The sequence below is a fragment of the Bacteroides sp. ZJ-18 genome, from assembly GCF_011038705.2.
In the GTDB taxonomy this organism is placed as follows: Bacteria; Bacteroidota; Bacteroidia; order Bacteroidales; family Bacteroidaceae; genus Bacteroides; species Bacteroides hominis.
Genome location: NZ_CP072198.1, coordinates 1,773,574 through 1,788,226 on the forward strand (window position 1 = coordinate 1,773,574; position 14,653 = coordinate 1,788,226).

Consider the following 14,653-nt stretch of genomic DNA (forward strand, 5'->3'; position numbering starts at 1 on the left):
TTACTTTGTTAATTATGTATTGATACTTAAACTTTTAAGATATGAAGATTAGACTAATTTGTATTATCGTGTTACTTTCTATGGGAATGATGTCATGGACACATGCCCAATCATACGATAAGTTATGGAAGCAAGTGGAGCAGGCCCAACAGAAAAGTCTGCCCGAGACTATCGTCCGGTTGACCGGTGAAATTTATAAGAAAGCTGAAATTGAGAAGAACTCTCCTCAAATGCTGAAAGCCTATGTCTGGCAGATGAGATTCAGGGAAGAAATCACTCCGGATAGTTTCTATGTGTCGTTGAACGGATTAGAGCAGTGGGTGAAAACTACAGATAAGCCACTGGACCGTGCGGTTCTGCATTCGCTTATCGGCAGTATGTATGCCGATTATGCTTCTCAAAATCGTTGGAAACTAAACCGCCGTACAGATTTGGAGGAAGTGACTCCCTCAAATGATATCCGGGAGTGGAGTAAAAATCAGTTTGTAACGAAAGTGATGTCAGAAACAGCCGTAACGTTTCAGGATTCCTTGTTACTGCTCGATACTTCATCCCGAAGTTACATTCCTTTTGTCGAGCTGGGGGTAACAAGTGATTATTATCATCATGATATGTATCATCTTTTAGCTTCCCGTGCCATTGCTTCATTAGAGAGTTTATCCGGGTTGGGCAGTGATTCTCTGATAAATGCACGTATCGAAGGGATTTATCGACACATGATGGATTCATATCGCCGGACCGATAATCCGGACGCTCTGTTGCTTACTAACTTGGATTATCTGCAGTGGAAAAGGCGCACCGATCCCGGTTTTCGTCCTTATCATGCTCCCGAAGGTAGAATCGGGCTGACGCAAGATCCTTATCTGGCAGCATTGAATAAACTGATTGCCGAGAACCAGTCACGTGACATTTGTGCCGAGGTTTATTTACTTAAGGCCCAGGAGGCGGTGAATGCCGGTGTACCTGCTTCCGGATTGCAATTGTGTGATGAGGCTATTTCCCGCTATCCGGCTTATCACCGTATTAATGCCTTGAGAGAGCTGAAGCAGGATATCCTGAGCCCGGATTTTACAGTGCAGACCCCGTCAGCGGTTTATCCCGGTGAGGAATTCGACTTGAAAGTCAGTTTTAAGAATCTGAAGAGTTTCGCAGTTCAGTTGTATGCGATCAATTTGCCGGTTCGCCCCAATGCAGTGGAAGTACCTGATGAAACATTCTTAAAGAAATATGGGCGCTTGCTTTCGTCGGTGCATTATGTCCTTTTCCCGTCTGGTGACTATAAAATGCAAGACTCTATATTTCATATGAAAGCTCCTGAAACAGGCCTCTATGCCCTCCGTATTGTTCCGGATGCTGAGGTTCGTTCTAATTCTGCGAAGTTTCTGTCTTCCACCCGCTTCAAAGTGCTGACCCGCTCTTTGCCTTCCAAGCTAAGTGAGGTAGCTGTACTCGATGATATGAGTGGGAAGCCTATAGAGGGGGTTCTGCTTTCAGTCTTCGACCGACAGAACAAACAGCTTCTGACCGCTACCACTAATGCTGAAGGGAAAGCACAGTTTGCTTCATCAGGAGAGTACAGATACCTGACGGCTGCCAAAGGAGCCGATACGGCTATGCCGCAAATCTATTTATGGGGTGGGAATTATAACTTTACAGATGATACAAAGCCGGTTTCTGCCGTAACTTTGCTTACCGATCGTTCTCTTTACCGTCCGGGACAGACTGTCTATGTGAAAGGAATTGCCTATGAACAATACCCGGATTCTGCCCATGTGCTTGCCGGGCGAGAATATACACTGACACTTACAGATGCCAATGGGCAGGAAGTGGGTATAAAGAAGCTGCGTACCGGTGATTTCGGTTCTTTTACTGCTGAATTCGTATTACCATCCGTTTGTTTGAACGGCATTTTCAGCCTGAATACTCAAAACGGTTTCCGTACCATTAGGGTGGAAGATTATAAACGTCCTACATTTGACATTACATTTGAGCCGGTGACTGAAAGTTATCGTTTAGGGGACCGTGTCGAATTGAAAGGGAATGTCAAGACTTTCAGCGGTGTGCCTTTACAGGATATTCCGGTTACTTATACCATAACCCGTTCCCTTTGTTCCTGGCGGATGTGGGGAGTGAATCCCGTCATATTGGCTTCTGACACCGTGCGTCTGGGGGCAGATGGAAATTTTGAGCTCCCTGTTGACCTGAAACCCGATACTTCAGGCTCCGACCTTGACGATGGTGATGACACTTCTTCCTATTATGACTATAAAGTACAGGTCTCGGTCACGAATGTTGCGGGCGAAACGCAGACTTCGGAAATCAGCCTGCGGGCCGGAAAGACTTCCTTGCTGCTATTTGCCGATATAAACGGACTTATCTGTAAAGACGATTCCATAAAAGCTACTTTTCAGGTAAATAATCTGGAACGTAAACCGGTTGCCGTCGAAGGCAGTTACCAATTGTTCTCTATTTCAGGTTATGAGGAATCCAAAGCTGTGAAAGATCAGAAGGTTTCTGCTCAGGCAATCCTTTCAGGTTCGTTCAGATCCAATGAAGAGACGTTATTGTCCGACTGGAAAACACTACCTTCCGGTGCTTATAAACTTGTAGCTTCTGTGACGGATGCCCAGGGACGTAAATCAGAAACGGAAAAGGTTGTGATCCTTTTCGCTTTGAATGATAAACGTCCACCGGTGTCCATGCCTTTATGGTATTATGAGGTAAATACCCGGTTTGATGCAGAACATCCTGCACTATTCTACTTTGGAACTTCCGAAAAGGATGCTTATGTACTTATGGATGTATTCAGTGGTAACAAGCATCTGGAGAGCAAACTTCTTCATTTGTCCGATTCGCTTGTCCGTTTTGAGTACCCTTATCGGGAGGCTTATGGAAATGGTTTGGGCATTACTTTTGCATTTGTTCGTAAAGGAATAGTTTACGAACAGGAAGTAAGTCTGACAAAGCGTTTGCCCGATTATACTTTGAATATACGCTGGGATGTATTCCGTGACAAATTACGTCCCGGACAGGAAGAGGAATGGAAGCTGACGATCCGGAATCCACAAGGATCACCGGTTTTGGCCGAGATGTTGGCTACCATGTACGATGCTTCACTGGATAAAATCTGGAAAGCTGACCAGTCTCTGCAGCTATATTATCATCTTTCCGTTCCTGTTTCCCATTGGAGGAGGGACTATGCAGATTCGAACTATTTCTATTTTGGTTTCCGTCAGCGTAGTTTGAAAGTACCTTCTTTCAGTTACGATCATTTTGTATTACCTCCTGTCGGATATGCTGTTGCCGAGGTGTTGTCGATAACCAATGATGCCGCTCCGGTTACCCGTTATGCTCGTATGCGTGGAATGGGAGCTATGAAACAACAAATGAAAAGCGAGGCCGCAGACGATGTTCTTTTTGAATCCGAAATGATTTCTGTTTCACAAGACGCGGGGGCTGTAAATCAGGCAGACCATTCGGCAGTGAATAGGGCTGCAGATATAGAGTTACGTACCAACTTTGCTGAAACAGCTTTTTTCTATCCGCAACTTCATACTAATGCTCAGGGTGAGGTCAGCTTCTCTTTCCGTATGCCGCAAAGCCTTACGACCTGGAATTTCCGTGGTTATGCCCACACACAGAATATGATGACGGGTCAGATAAATGCTACTGCTGTTACCAGTAAAGAGTTTATGCTTACCCCAAATCTGCCGCGGTTTGTCCGGGTGGGAGACCATACTTCCATCGCTGCTTCTGTTAGCAATCTCACAGGTAAAAGCATGTCGGGTACAGTGAAACTTGTGCTTTTCAATCCTATGACGGATCAGGTGATATCTACCCAGCAAAAGAAATTTAATGCCGGGCCCGGACAGACTGTCGGGGTGGATTTCCTGTTTACGGTTACTGATAAATATGAAGTTCTGGGGTGCCGGATGATAGCCGAAGGAGGCAATTTCAGCGATGGTGAACAACACCTGCTTCCGGTTCTCAGCAATAAAGAGAATCTGACAGAGACCTTGCCTATGCCTGTCCGTGGTGAACAAACGCGTACTTTCTCTTTAGCAGACCTTTTCAATCATCATAGCAAGACTGCAACCAACCGGCGTTTAACCGTTGAATTTACTGCCAATCCGGCTTGGTATGCCGTACAAGCATTGCCAGCGTTGTCGCAACCCAGAAATGATGATGCCATTTCATGGGCTACTTCCTGGTATGCCAACACAATGGCCTCTTACATAATGAATGCCCAACCACGTATTCGAGCTATTTTTGACAGTTGGAAACTCGGGGGAGGCACCAAAGAAACTTTCCTGAGTAATTTGCAAAAGAATCAGGAAGTGAAGAATATCCTTCTTTCCGAATCTCCCTGGGTGATGGAAGCTACCTCGGAAAGCGAACAAAAAGAACGCATTGCCACTCTATTCGATTTGAATAATATCCGTAATAATAATGCAGCAGCCTTACTGAAACTACAGGAACTCCAATTACCTGATGGTTCGTGGAGTTGGTATAAAGGAATGAACGGTAGTCTTTTTGTTACCGATTTTATTGTGGAGCAGAATGCACGTATAGCCCTGCTTACAGGAAAACCATTGGAAGGCGCAGCCTTGAATATGCAACGGTCGGCTTTCAACTATCTTCATAAAGAGGCCTTACAGGAATATCGTTCTATTCGTGAAGCCGAAAAAAACGGCAGTAAATCACAAGGAATTTCACGAAGTGCATTAAAGTATCTCTATCTGGTTGCTATTTCTGACGAAAAAGTGCCGGCATCCATGAAAGAAGCATATACCTATTTCCTTTCGAGAGTAGCTCCGTCATTGTCTCAGCAGTCTGTAACCGAAAAAGCTTGGTCGGCCATTATCTTGCAGAAAGTAGGCAAGGTGAAAGAGGCTCAGGAGTTTATGGCATCCCTTAAAGAATATCTCACTCGGACAGATGACCAGGGTATGTTTTTTGATACAGCCGACAGTCCATATACTTGGAATAACCTGAAAGTACCTGCCCATGTGGATGTAATGGAAGCTTTTGAACGAGTGGGAGAGGATGCACAGGTTGTTGAAGAAATGAAAATGTGGCTTTTAAAGCAGAAACAGACCCAGCAATGGGATTCTCCGGTAGCTACTGCAGATGCTGTTTATGCTCTGCTTTACAATGGAACTAATTTACTGGATAATCAAGGAGATGTCCGTATTGTTCTTGGCAATGAAGTGTTGGAAACGATAAGTCCTGCTAAGACGACTGTTCCGGGGTTAGGTTATATCAAAAAGACTTTTACGGACAGAAAGACCGTAGATGCCGCTGAGATTATTGTTGAAAAACGAGATCCGGGTATTGCCTGGGGAGCAGTATATGCACAGTTTGAAGAGAGTCTTGATAAAGTAGTTCGCCAAGGGAGCGGTCTGGATGTAGATAAGAAATTATATGTGGAAACGATTGCTCATAACAATCGTCAGTTGCAACCGATTATTGGTAAAACTCAGTTAAAGGTTGGTGATAAAGTGGTAGTCCGTCTGACTGTCCGTCTTGATCGTACGATGGATTTTATACAGTTGAAAGACCAGCGGGCTGCCTGTCTCGAACCGATTGAAGTCCTGTCCGGATATCGCAATGTTGGTGATGTCGGTTGTTATGTAGCAGTAAAAGATGCTTCAACTGATTTCTTTTTCGATACCTTAAATAAAGGAACTTATGTTTTAGAGTATAGTTACCGTGTCGATCGTGCAGGAAGTTACGAAACAGGAATTGCTACTATTCAGAGTGCCTATGCACCCGAATATGCAGCCCACTCAGCTTCGTTTCGCTGTAACATATCTCAATAAATAAAATTAAATATTTTCAGGAGGGTGTGTCGAAATTTTTTTCACCACGGAGTAACACAGAGTATCATAGAGTCTTTTTATTGATAATCAACAACCTAAAATCGTCTCTGTGTTACTCTGTGTCCTCTGTGGTGAGTTTTGATGCAGCCCCTGTTTTTTTGAGTAAAGCCACTATGTCCTGTGCTTAAAAATATGTAATCAGTGGCAGATTCTCGACGAAAACTCCTATTTTTGTACTTTAAACAACTAACAATAATAAAATAGGAACGAATGAAACGTAGTTTACTCTTCATATTTACTTTACTTACTATTACTTTATCGGCTGTAGCTCAACCTCGTATCTCTTCTAATAAGGAGACCCATCATTTCGGACAGATTGAATGGAAGCGTCCGGTTTCTGTAGAGTATACTATTACCAATACTGGTGATAAACCTTTGGTACTGACTAATGTTACTACCTCTTGTGCCTGTTCGGTTGCTAACTGGACGAAAACTCCGATTGCTCCCGGAGAAAAAGGAACGGTTGGTGCTACGTTTGATGCAAAAGCGTTGGGGCATTTCAATAAATCGATCGGCATTTACAGCAATGCGCAGCCTGGTTTGGTTTATTTGAACTTCGATGGAGAGGTGGTTCAGGAGATCAAGGATTTTACTAAAACCCATCCCTATGCAATCGGACAAATCCGGATTGACCGTACAGATATAGATTTTCCTGATGTACACAGCGGAGAAAAACCGGTCATTACGTTGGGGGTAGTCAATCTTTCCGATCGTCCATACGAACCTGTATTGATGCACCTTCCGCCTTATCTGAAAATGGAAACTAATCCTACCGTCCTTTTGAAAGGTAAGAAAGGAACCATTACCCTGACACTTGATACCAAACAACTGATGGATTTAGGTTTGACTCAGTCTTCTGTTTATCTGGCTCGCTTTGCCGGTGATAAAGTGAGTGAGGAAAATGAAATCCCCGTGTCAGCAATACTTCTTCCTGACTTTTCAGGAATGACCGAGCAAGATAAAGCTTTAGCTCCTGCTATTCGTCTGTCCGAATCCAAGATTGATTTAAGCCGGGTTTTGGTTAAGAAAAACAAAGCCCGACATGACATTGTTATCACTAACACAGGTAAGTCTCCTTTGCAGATCAGTAAACTGCAAGTATTCAATCCTGCGGTAGGTGTTGCTTTGAAGAAAACTATACTGCAGCCGGGCGAAAGTACCCGCCTGAGAGTGACTGTCTTGAAAAAGAATCTTGGAAAGAAGAAGAGACACTTGCGAATTCTGATGATCACCAATGATCCGGTACAGCCGAAAGTGGAGATCGATGTAAAAGCTACGAGTAACGAATCACATAATTAATATCTGCCATGGAACATCCTGAAAATAACGAAGCATATAAAGGTTTGGTTGTGAATGCAGGCATTGAACAACCGTCATCTGTAAATCCCTATCTGAAGCGAAAAGTAAAAAAACGCCAGTTGTCGGTTAATGAGTTTGTGGAGGGCATTGTCAAAGGGGATGTGACGATTCTGAGTCAGGCTGTAACTTTAGTGGAAAGTGTGCGTCCCGAACATCAGGCTACCGCACAGGAGGTCATTGAAAAATGTCTGCCTTATTCCGGTAATTCGATTCGTGTAGGTATCAGTGGTGTGCCGGGAGCCGGTAAAAGTACTTCGATTGATGTCTTTGGATTACACGTTCTTGAAAAAGGAGGTAAGTTAGCTGTTTTAGCTATTGATCCGAGTAGTGAACGCAGCAAAGGAAGTATTTTGGGTGATAAAACCCGTATGGAGCAGCTTTCTGTACATCCTAAATCATTTATACGTCCCAGTCCCTCTGCCGGTTCGTTGGGAGGAGTGGCCCGTAAGACTCGTGAAACGATTATTCTATGTGAAGCTGCAGGGTTCGATAAGATCTTTGTGGAGACTGTAGGAGTGGGACAAAGTGAGACGGCAGTTCATTCAATGGTCGATTTTTTCCTGTTGATTCAGTTGGCCGGTACGGGAGATGAACTACAGGGCATTAAAAGAGGGATTATGGAGATGGCTGACGGTATTGTGATAAATAAAGCTGATGGCAATAACATTGACAAAGCCAAGTTGGCGGCTGCGCAATTCCGTAATGCTTTACATCTTTTCCCGGCTCCGGATTCCGGATGGACACCGCGTGTACTTACTTATTCGGGATTCTATAATCTTGGAGTAAAGGAAATATGGGATATGGTGTACGAGTACATTGATTTTGTGAAAGGTAATGGCTATTTTGAATATCGTCGTAACGAACAAAGCAAATACTGGATGTATGAGAGCATCAATGAACAGTTACGTGACAGCTTTTATCACAATGCCAAGATTGAATCGATGTTGCAAGAAAAGGAGCAACAGGTGCTCAAGGGAAATCTCACCTCTTTTGTTGCTGCCAAGAGCTTACTCGATACTTATTTCGAAGATCTGAAATAACGATGAAGAGGTGTCAAAATTCGTATTCACCACAGATTACACAGATAATTATTATTGGTTGTCAGTAGATTAAAATCATTTTGTGTAAATCTGTGTAATCTGTGGTGAGTTATGACACACCTTCCAAATCTGCCTTCGATTTACTTTGAGTCACAAAGTAGACTCCAAGAAATACCAATGCAATCGCAACTCCTTTTTCCCAGCCGAAGCTTCCGATTCCCATTAAGATCGCCGCTATGGAAGCAACAATGGGTTGCACATAGTTATACATACTTACTACTGTAGGGCGCATCAGTTTTTGTGCAGTCATGATGCAGATGTAAGCAATGAAGCTTCCGCATAGTACCACATAAAGTACCTGATAAATGGCAGCGGTCGAAATACTGTTCCACTCGATGCCCGCTATATCCTGATAAGAAAAAGGAATATAGCATATAGATGCATAAATAAACATCCACTTATTAATTGTGATGGCCGAATAGCGTTGGGATAATCCTTTGAATACGGTCAGGTAGATAGAGAAGCTGAGTTGGGCGATCATACAAAGTAAGTCTCCCCAGATGCTTCCTCCTCCTGCACTTGTCGCCTGACTGCTTAAAATCAAGATCAATGCTCCCATTGCTCCAATGAAAATTCCCAATACCTTTTTGTTTGTAACCGGTTCTTTCAGATAGATAGCTGCCACAATCATGGTGATGATAGGTGAAGTCGTTGTTACGATAGATGCGTCTATCGGAGAAGTGAGAGACAGGCCGAATATAAATATTCCCTGATTGAAAACAAGGGCGAACAGAGAAGCGAAGAAAATTTTCAACATGTCACGGTGTCCTACCTGCTCTTGTTTACAGAAAGCGGAAAGTATCCAGAAAGCTGCTGCCGCCCCTACCATGCGAAAGGTGGTTACCGAAAGTGCCGAGAACTCTGTCAATGCCGATTTGCCGATAGGGGACATTAATCCCCACATCACGTTGGCCGTAAATGCCAGTGCATGTCCTTTCAGATTCTTATCAATCTCCATACCGAATGTTACCTTTATTGAAAACTGATGCAAAAGTAACTAATTTATCGTTTGAATTTTCTATATTTGTTTAATTTAAATGCAACCATTTATGGAACTATCAGCCAATTATATCAAACGAATTGAAATAAACGGATTATGGGACCGGTTCAACATAGTCTGGGACCTTCGTCCGGATGTCAATATACTATCCGGTATCAATGGAGTAGGAAAAACTACTATCCTGAATCGCTCGGTCGGTTATCTTGAACAGTTATCAGGCGAAGTAAAGAGTGATGAAAAAAACGGGGTACGTGTCTTTTTTGATAATCCGGAAGCTACGTACATTCCGTATGACGTGATCCGCAGTTACGATCGTCCGCTTATTATGGGAGACTTCACAGCCCGTATGGCAGATAAGAATGTGAAATCCGAGCTCGACTGGCAACTTTACCTCTTACAACGCCGCTACCTTGACTACCAGGTCAATATCGGCAATAAGATGATCGATCTGCTGAGTAGTAATAACGAGGAAGAGCGCGGCAAAGCAGCTACTCTTTCAGTAGCCAAGCGCCGTTTTCAAGACATGGTCGATGAACTGTTCAGCTATACCCGTAAAAAAATAGACCGTAAACGCAATGATATTGCTTTTTATCAGGATGGTGAACTTCTGTTTCCTTATAAGCTTTCTTCCGGTGAGAAACAGATGCTGGTGATCCTGCTTACCGTACTTGTACAGGACAATGCCCATTGCGTTTTGTTTATGGACGAACCCGAAGCTTCATTGCACATCGAATGGCAGCAAAGATTGATTGCGATGATCCGTGAACTGAATCCGAATGTACAGATTATACTTACCACTCATTCGCCTGCAGTCATCATGGAGGGATGGCTCGATGCAGTAACCGAAGTCAGTGATATTGCAACCAGTTATAAATAGCATTTAACCCAAACACGACCTATGGCAATTAGTCTTAAAGATAATCTGACCTCTTCCTACTTCAGTGCAGCCCATAAGCTGTACTCTAAAAAGGCACGCCGCCGAATCGTTGCTTATGTTGAGAGTTATGATGATGTAGCTTTCTGGCGTACCCTGCTTGAAGAGTTTGAGGACGAAGAACATTATTTTCAAGTGATGCTTCCTTCCGCTACATCGTTGGCCAAAGGCAAGAAGATGGTGTTGATGAATACTCTCAATACCGCTGAGCTCGGGAAAAGCCTGATTGCTTGCGTAGATAGCGACTATGACTTTCTGTTGCAGGGAGCTACCTCCACCTCGCGTAAGATTAACCGTAACAAATATATTTTTCAAACCTATGCCTATGCCATTGAGAACTATCATTGTTACGCCGACAGCCTGCATGAGGTTTGTGTACAGGCAACTTTGAATGACCGTCACCTCATTGATTTCAACGAGTTTATGAAGCGATACTCCCGGATCGTTTATCCGCTTTTCCTATGGTCTGTCTGGTTTTATCGCCGCCATGATACTTATACGTTTTCCATGAGTGAGTTTAATGGCTGTGTTCGCTTGCACGATGTTAGCCTGAGACATCCGGAACGTTCTCTGGAAGTGGTGAGACGTTCGGTTACAGCTAAGTTGTCCGAATTGTCTACACGCTTTCCGCAGGGGCTCGAAGAGATTGACAGATTATCGGCCGAACTTGAAAGGCTCGGAGTACTTCCTGATACTACTTATTTGTTTGTTCAAGGGCATCATATTATGGATAATGTAGTGATGAAAGTGCTGACTCCCGTCTGTACGGCTTTAAGGCGCGAGCGTGAACAGGAAATCAAGAAGTTGGCAGAACACAATGAACAATTTCATAACGAACTGACTTGTTATCAGAACAGTCAGGTGAATGTGGAAGTAATGCTCCGCAAAAACAGTGCATACAAAGATTTATACCTCTATCAATGGTTGAAAGAAGATATTAAAGAGTTTTTATATGGAACAAATAACCGAAAAGATAAATAACTTATTCGTTTCCTGGGGATTTAACAGCAATGAAGTAGGTCCTATTATAACACTGATACTGATTATCGGTGTTGCCTTTCTGGCTGACCTTATTTGCCGTCATATCCTTTTGAAAGTGGTTGCTAAATTAGTGAAAAAGACCAAGGCAACCTGGGATGATATTGTATTCGACCGTAAAGTACTGATTTATCTCAGTCATCTTGTCCCCCCCATCATTATTTATGTGTTGATTCCTTTGGCAATTCCAAATGTAAGTGCCCTCGATTTTATTCGTCGTATCTGCATGATTTATATCATTGCGGTTTTTCTACGTTTTATCAGCGCATTTTTATCGGCTGTTTATCATGTATACAGTGAGCGAGAGCAGTTTCGTGATCGACCATTGAAAGGTTTGTTGCAAACAGCACAAGTGATACTATTTTTCATTGGAGGAATTGTTGTTATCAGTGTATTGATAGATAAATCTCCGATGGTGTTGCTCACCGGGCTTGGTGCTTCGGCTGCCATCCTGATGTTGGTGTTTAAAGACAGTATCATGGGATTTGTGTCCGGCATCCAACTTTCTGCAAATAATATGCTGAAAGTAGGTGACTGGATTGCTATGCCCAAATACGGAGCCGACGGTACGGTGATTGAAGTGACGCTCAATACAGTGAAGGTGCGCAATTGGGACAATACCATCACTACCATTCCTCCCTATCTGCTGGTCAGTGATTCTTTTCAGAATTGGCGGGGTATGCAGGAGTCCGGTGGGCGGCGTGTGAAACGTTCTATCAATATCGATATGAACAGTGTCAGATTCTGTACCCCCGAAATGCTGGCTAAATATAAGAAAATCCAATTGTTGACCGATTATGTGGAGCAGACCGAGAAGGTGGTGAAAGAGTATAATAAAGAACATCACATAGACAACTCTATTTTGGTCAACGGGCGACGCCAGACCAATCTTGGTGTGTTTCGCGCCTATTTGACGAACTACCTGAAAAGTCTTCCCGACGTGAATAAAAATCTCACTTGCATGGTACGCTATCTTCAGCCCACCGAACAAGGTATTCCGGTTGAACTTTACTTTTTTTCTGCTGTGAAAGAGTGGGTACCTTACGAAGGAATCCAGGCCGATGTATTCGATCATCTGCTTGCCATTATTCCGGAATTCGGATTACGTGTATTCCAGAATCCTACGGGAGAAGATTTTAGGGAGTGGAGTAGAAGAAATTAAAAAAGTGTATTATATTTGTAGCTAATAATACTATATTAGCTATGAATGCACTACAAAGCAACATTATCCGGGAGATCACTCCGTTGTCTGACAAGGATTGTTTTTATATTGCCGAACGGTACAAAACGGAGTTTACCTATCCCATTCACAACCATGCCGAGTTTGAGCTGAACTTTACGGAGAAAGCCGCCGGAGTGCGTCGCATTGTCGGCGATTCGGCAGAAGTGATCAGTGATTATGATTTGGTTCTGATTACTGGAAAAGACCTGGAACATGTATGGGAGCAGCACGATTGCCATTCAAAAGAGATCCGTGAAATAACGATCCAGTTTTCCTCCGATCTCTTTTTTAAAAGCTTTATCAATAAGAATCAGTTCGATTCCATTCGTGATATGCTTGAGAAAGCTCAGAAAGGTCTTTGTTTTCCGATGTCGGCCATCCTGAAAATCTATCCTCTGCTCGATACCCTGGCATCCGAGAAACAGGGGTTTTATGCTGTTATCAAATTCCTGACTATCCTTTACGAACTGTCACTTTTCAACGAAGAGGCTCGTACGTTGTCAAGTTCTTCTTTTGCTAAAATCGGCATTCATTCGGATAGTCGTCGCGTACAGAAGGTGCAGGAATATATTAATGCCCATTATCAGGAAGAGATCCGCCTGAATCAGCTGGCCAATATGGTAGGAATGACTCCGGTATCTTTCAGTCGCTTCTTTAAATTGCGTACCGGCAAGAACCTCTCGGACTATATCATTGATATTCGTTTGGGGTTTGCTGCCCGCCTGCTGGTTGATTCTACTATGTCCATTGCTGAAATCTGTTATGAGTGCGGGTTTAATAATCTTTCTAATTTCAATCGGATTTTCAAGAAGAAGAAAGAATGTTCACCCAAAGAGTTTCGTGAAAACTACAGGAAGAAAAAGAAACTGGTATAATTTTATGTGAGAATACTTACCCTCAATTAACATTGTTAACGCCATTTCTCCGTTATTTTATTCTTGTGTGCAAATAACAAGCCTTCTGCATTTAAAACACTTGCTATTTGCATTTAAAGAACAAGCTTTAACGTAGCGTTAAAACAAAGCTTTGGGCGAGAGAAATCTTGTGCTTTAAAAACACTGTGTTTTAGTTTGTTAAGCACACTCTTTACTTCTTTGTTTCACTGAATCCCTTTTGGGATAAAAGCCTGTATACTTGTTTTTTTGTCAACTACAAATCGGGGACTGACACTCCCTGCTATCTTCTTTTCGCCTTGTTTAGCGCCGCTATCAGGTATCTTCCTTTGGCCCCGATATCGCTCCAGCAAGTGTTTGCAATCAGCCGCCATACCGTCGTTCCCTTCCTTCCATAGTCCGACAGCCTGAGTATGGAGTTTACTTCCCCGGTGTCGGTAACGCTCAATCTCTTTAGCGTGTCCATCAGTCCCGAGTAATTGTGCGTCATTGTATTGAAGGCGTATCCCGGTATCTGTAGATAAGCAGAATCCTCCTTCCGCTCTTCCCCCTCCCCTTCAGGGGGAGCTGAGGGGGGGAATTCTTTACTTTCCTCTGCTTTACTTTCCTTTACTTTACTTTGTCCGGAATCGCATGCATTTTTTGCGTCAACGGCTACATGATGTACTACGTTTTTCGGGTTAACAGGTGTTTTTTCCTCTTTGAACAGCTCTGGTTGCTGAGTTTCCTGTGGCGTAGAAGGAGCATCGGGTTTTCCGTTTTCCTTTTCCGGTTTTACTATCAGATAGGGGAGCTCCGACAGTTCTCTTTTCCTTCGCTTCGTAGCTTCCAGCCATACCTTTTGTATGCTTTCCGAAGTCAGTATTCCGTTTTCCCGATAACTGTTTTCGTCCAGTATTCCTTTGATGAACAGAATCTTGATGATTCTCTTCACCTCTTCTGCTTGCACCTCTCTCCCTGCCTTGTTTGCGAAAATCAGGCACTGTTCTTCATCCCACCGTATGTAGTATCCCTCCTTGTAAATCTTGCACATCAGTTTCAGCACAATTGCCGACCCTTTTATTCCATATTTTACTTCTATCACTTCCATTGCGTTCTCTTCCATGAAGTTTACGCTCACCGGAAAATAATTGATCCCGTCGTATGTTGTCGCCATATTTGTTTTTTTAGATTAGTTGTTTGCTTTATTTGCAATACTTTTACTGCGGATTACACGAGATTCGCA

9 protein-coding genes are annotated in these 14,653 nt (G+C 43.2%); 7 read left to right on the plus strand and 2 right to left on the minus strand.

Going from position 1 to position 14,653, the window contains the following annotated elements; translation table 11 throughout:
- The first annotated feature begins 41 nt into the window (after positions 1-41).
- From G7Y45_RS07075 to meaB, 3 genes are all read left to right on the plus strand, one after another.
- On the plus strand, positions 42-5,822 hold the full coding sequence (locus G7Y45_RS07075) for an alpha-2-macroglobulin family protein (protein ID WP_165017945.1): 5,781 nt from the start codon (positions 42-44) through the stop codon (positions 5,820-5,822).
- A 270-nt stretch (positions 5,823-6,092) separates the two neighbouring features.
- Positions 6,093-7,181, plus strand: a complete 1,089-nt coding sequence (locus tag G7Y45_RS07080) for a DUF1573 domain-containing protein (RefSeq protein WP_032539572.1) — start codon at positions 6,093-6,095, stop codon at positions 7,179-7,181.
- Positions 7,182-7,189: 8 nt separating this feature from the next.
- A complete protein-coding gene (gene meaB, locus G7Y45_RS07085; protein ID WP_032539570.1) occupies positions 7,190-8,281 on the plus strand; it encodes a methylmalonyl Co-A mutase-associated GTPase MeaB in 1,092 nt (363 codons plus the stop codon).
- A gap of 109 nt (positions 8,282-8,390) precedes the next feature.
- Here meaB and G7Y45_RS07090 read toward each other — a convergent pair whose 3' ends face one another.
- Positions 8,391-9,299, minus strand: coding sequence for a DMT family transporter (locus tag G7Y45_RS07090; protein ID WP_005775500.1), 909 nt, complete (start codon positions 9,297-9,299; stop codon positions 8,391-8,393).
- A gap of 91 nt (positions 9,300-9,390) precedes the next feature.
- Between G7Y45_RS07090 and G7Y45_RS07095 the strand changes: the two genes are divergently transcribed.
- From G7Y45_RS07095 to G7Y45_RS07110, 4 genes are read left to right on the plus strand one after another with little or no spacing between them, the layout of a single operon-like run.
- The gene (locus G7Y45_RS07095) at positions 9,391-10,218 is read left to right on the plus strand and encodes an AAA family ATPase (protein WP_005810392.1); all 828 of its coding nucleotides are present in this window, start codon (positions 9,391-9,393) and stop codon (positions 10,216-10,218) included.
- A gap of 21 nt (positions 10,219-10,239) precedes the next feature.
- Positions 10,240-11,256 carry a DUF4435 domain-containing protein gene (locus G7Y45_RS07100; protein ID WP_005810390.1) on the plus strand — a complete coding sequence of 339 codons (1,017 nt, stop codon included), beginning with the start codon at positions 10,240-10,242 and terminating at the stop codon, positions 11,254-11,256.
- Positions 11,228-12,475, plus strand: coding sequence for a mechanosensitive ion channel family protein (locus G7Y45_RS07105; protein WP_032531459.1), 1,248 nt, complete (start codon positions 11,228-11,230; stop codon positions 12,473-12,475). Before G7Y45_RS07100 ends, G7Y45_RS07105 begins: the two co-directional genes overlap by 29 nt.
- Positions 12,476-12,516: 41 nt before the next feature.
- Positions 12,517-13,410, plus strand: a complete 894-nt coding sequence (locus G7Y45_RS07110; protein WP_022012232.1) for an AraC family transcriptional regulator — start codon at positions 12,517-12,519, stop codon at positions 13,408-13,410.
- Between the two features lie 301 nt (positions 13,411-13,711).
- Here G7Y45_RS07110 and G7Y45_RS07115 read toward each other — a convergent pair whose 3' ends face one another.
- A complete protein-coding gene (locus G7Y45_RS07115; RefSeq protein WP_165017947.1) occupies positions 13,712-14,584 on the minus strand; it encodes a DUF4373 domain-containing protein in 873 nt (290 codons plus the stop codon).
- Between the last annotated feature and the right edge of the window lie 69 nt (positions 14,585-14,653).

Excerpts from the sequence above, each read along its gene's own strand:
- G7Y45_RS07075 (WP_165017945.1), top strand. The coding sequence starts at position 42 with ATGAAGATTAGACTAATTTGTATTATCGTGTTACTTTCTATGGGAATG.
- G7Y45_RS07080 (WP_032539572.1), top strand. The coding sequence starts at position 6,093 with ATGAAACGTAGTTTACTCTTCATATTTACTTTACTTACTATTACTTTA.
- meaB (WP_032539570.1), top strand. The coding sequence starts at position 7,190 with ATGGAACATCCTGAAAATAACGAAGCATATAAAGGTTTGGTTGTGAAT.
- G7Y45_RS07090 (WP_005775500.1), bottom strand. The coding sequence starts at position 9,299 with ATGGAGATTGATAAGAATCTGAAAGGACATGCACTGGCATTTACGGCC.
- G7Y45_RS07095 (WP_005810392.1), top strand. The coding sequence starts at position 9,391 with ATGGAACTATCAGCCAATTATATCAAACGAATTGAAATAAACGGATTA.
- G7Y45_RS07100 (WP_005810390.1), top strand. The coding sequence starts at position 10,240 with ATGGCAATTAGTCTTAAAGATAATCTGACCTCTTCCTACTTCAGTGCA.
- G7Y45_RS07105 (WP_032531459.1), top strand. The coding sequence starts at position 11,228 with ATGGAACAAATAACCGAAAAGATAAATAACTTATTCGTTTCCTGGGGA.
- G7Y45_RS07110 (WP_022012232.1), top strand. The coding sequence starts at position 12,517 with ATGAATGCACTACAAAGCAACATTATCCGGGAGATCACTCCGTTGTCT.
- G7Y45_RS07115 (WP_165017947.1), bottom strand. The coding sequence starts at position 14,584 with ATGGCGACAACATACGACGGGATCAATTATTTTCCGGTGAGCGTAAAC.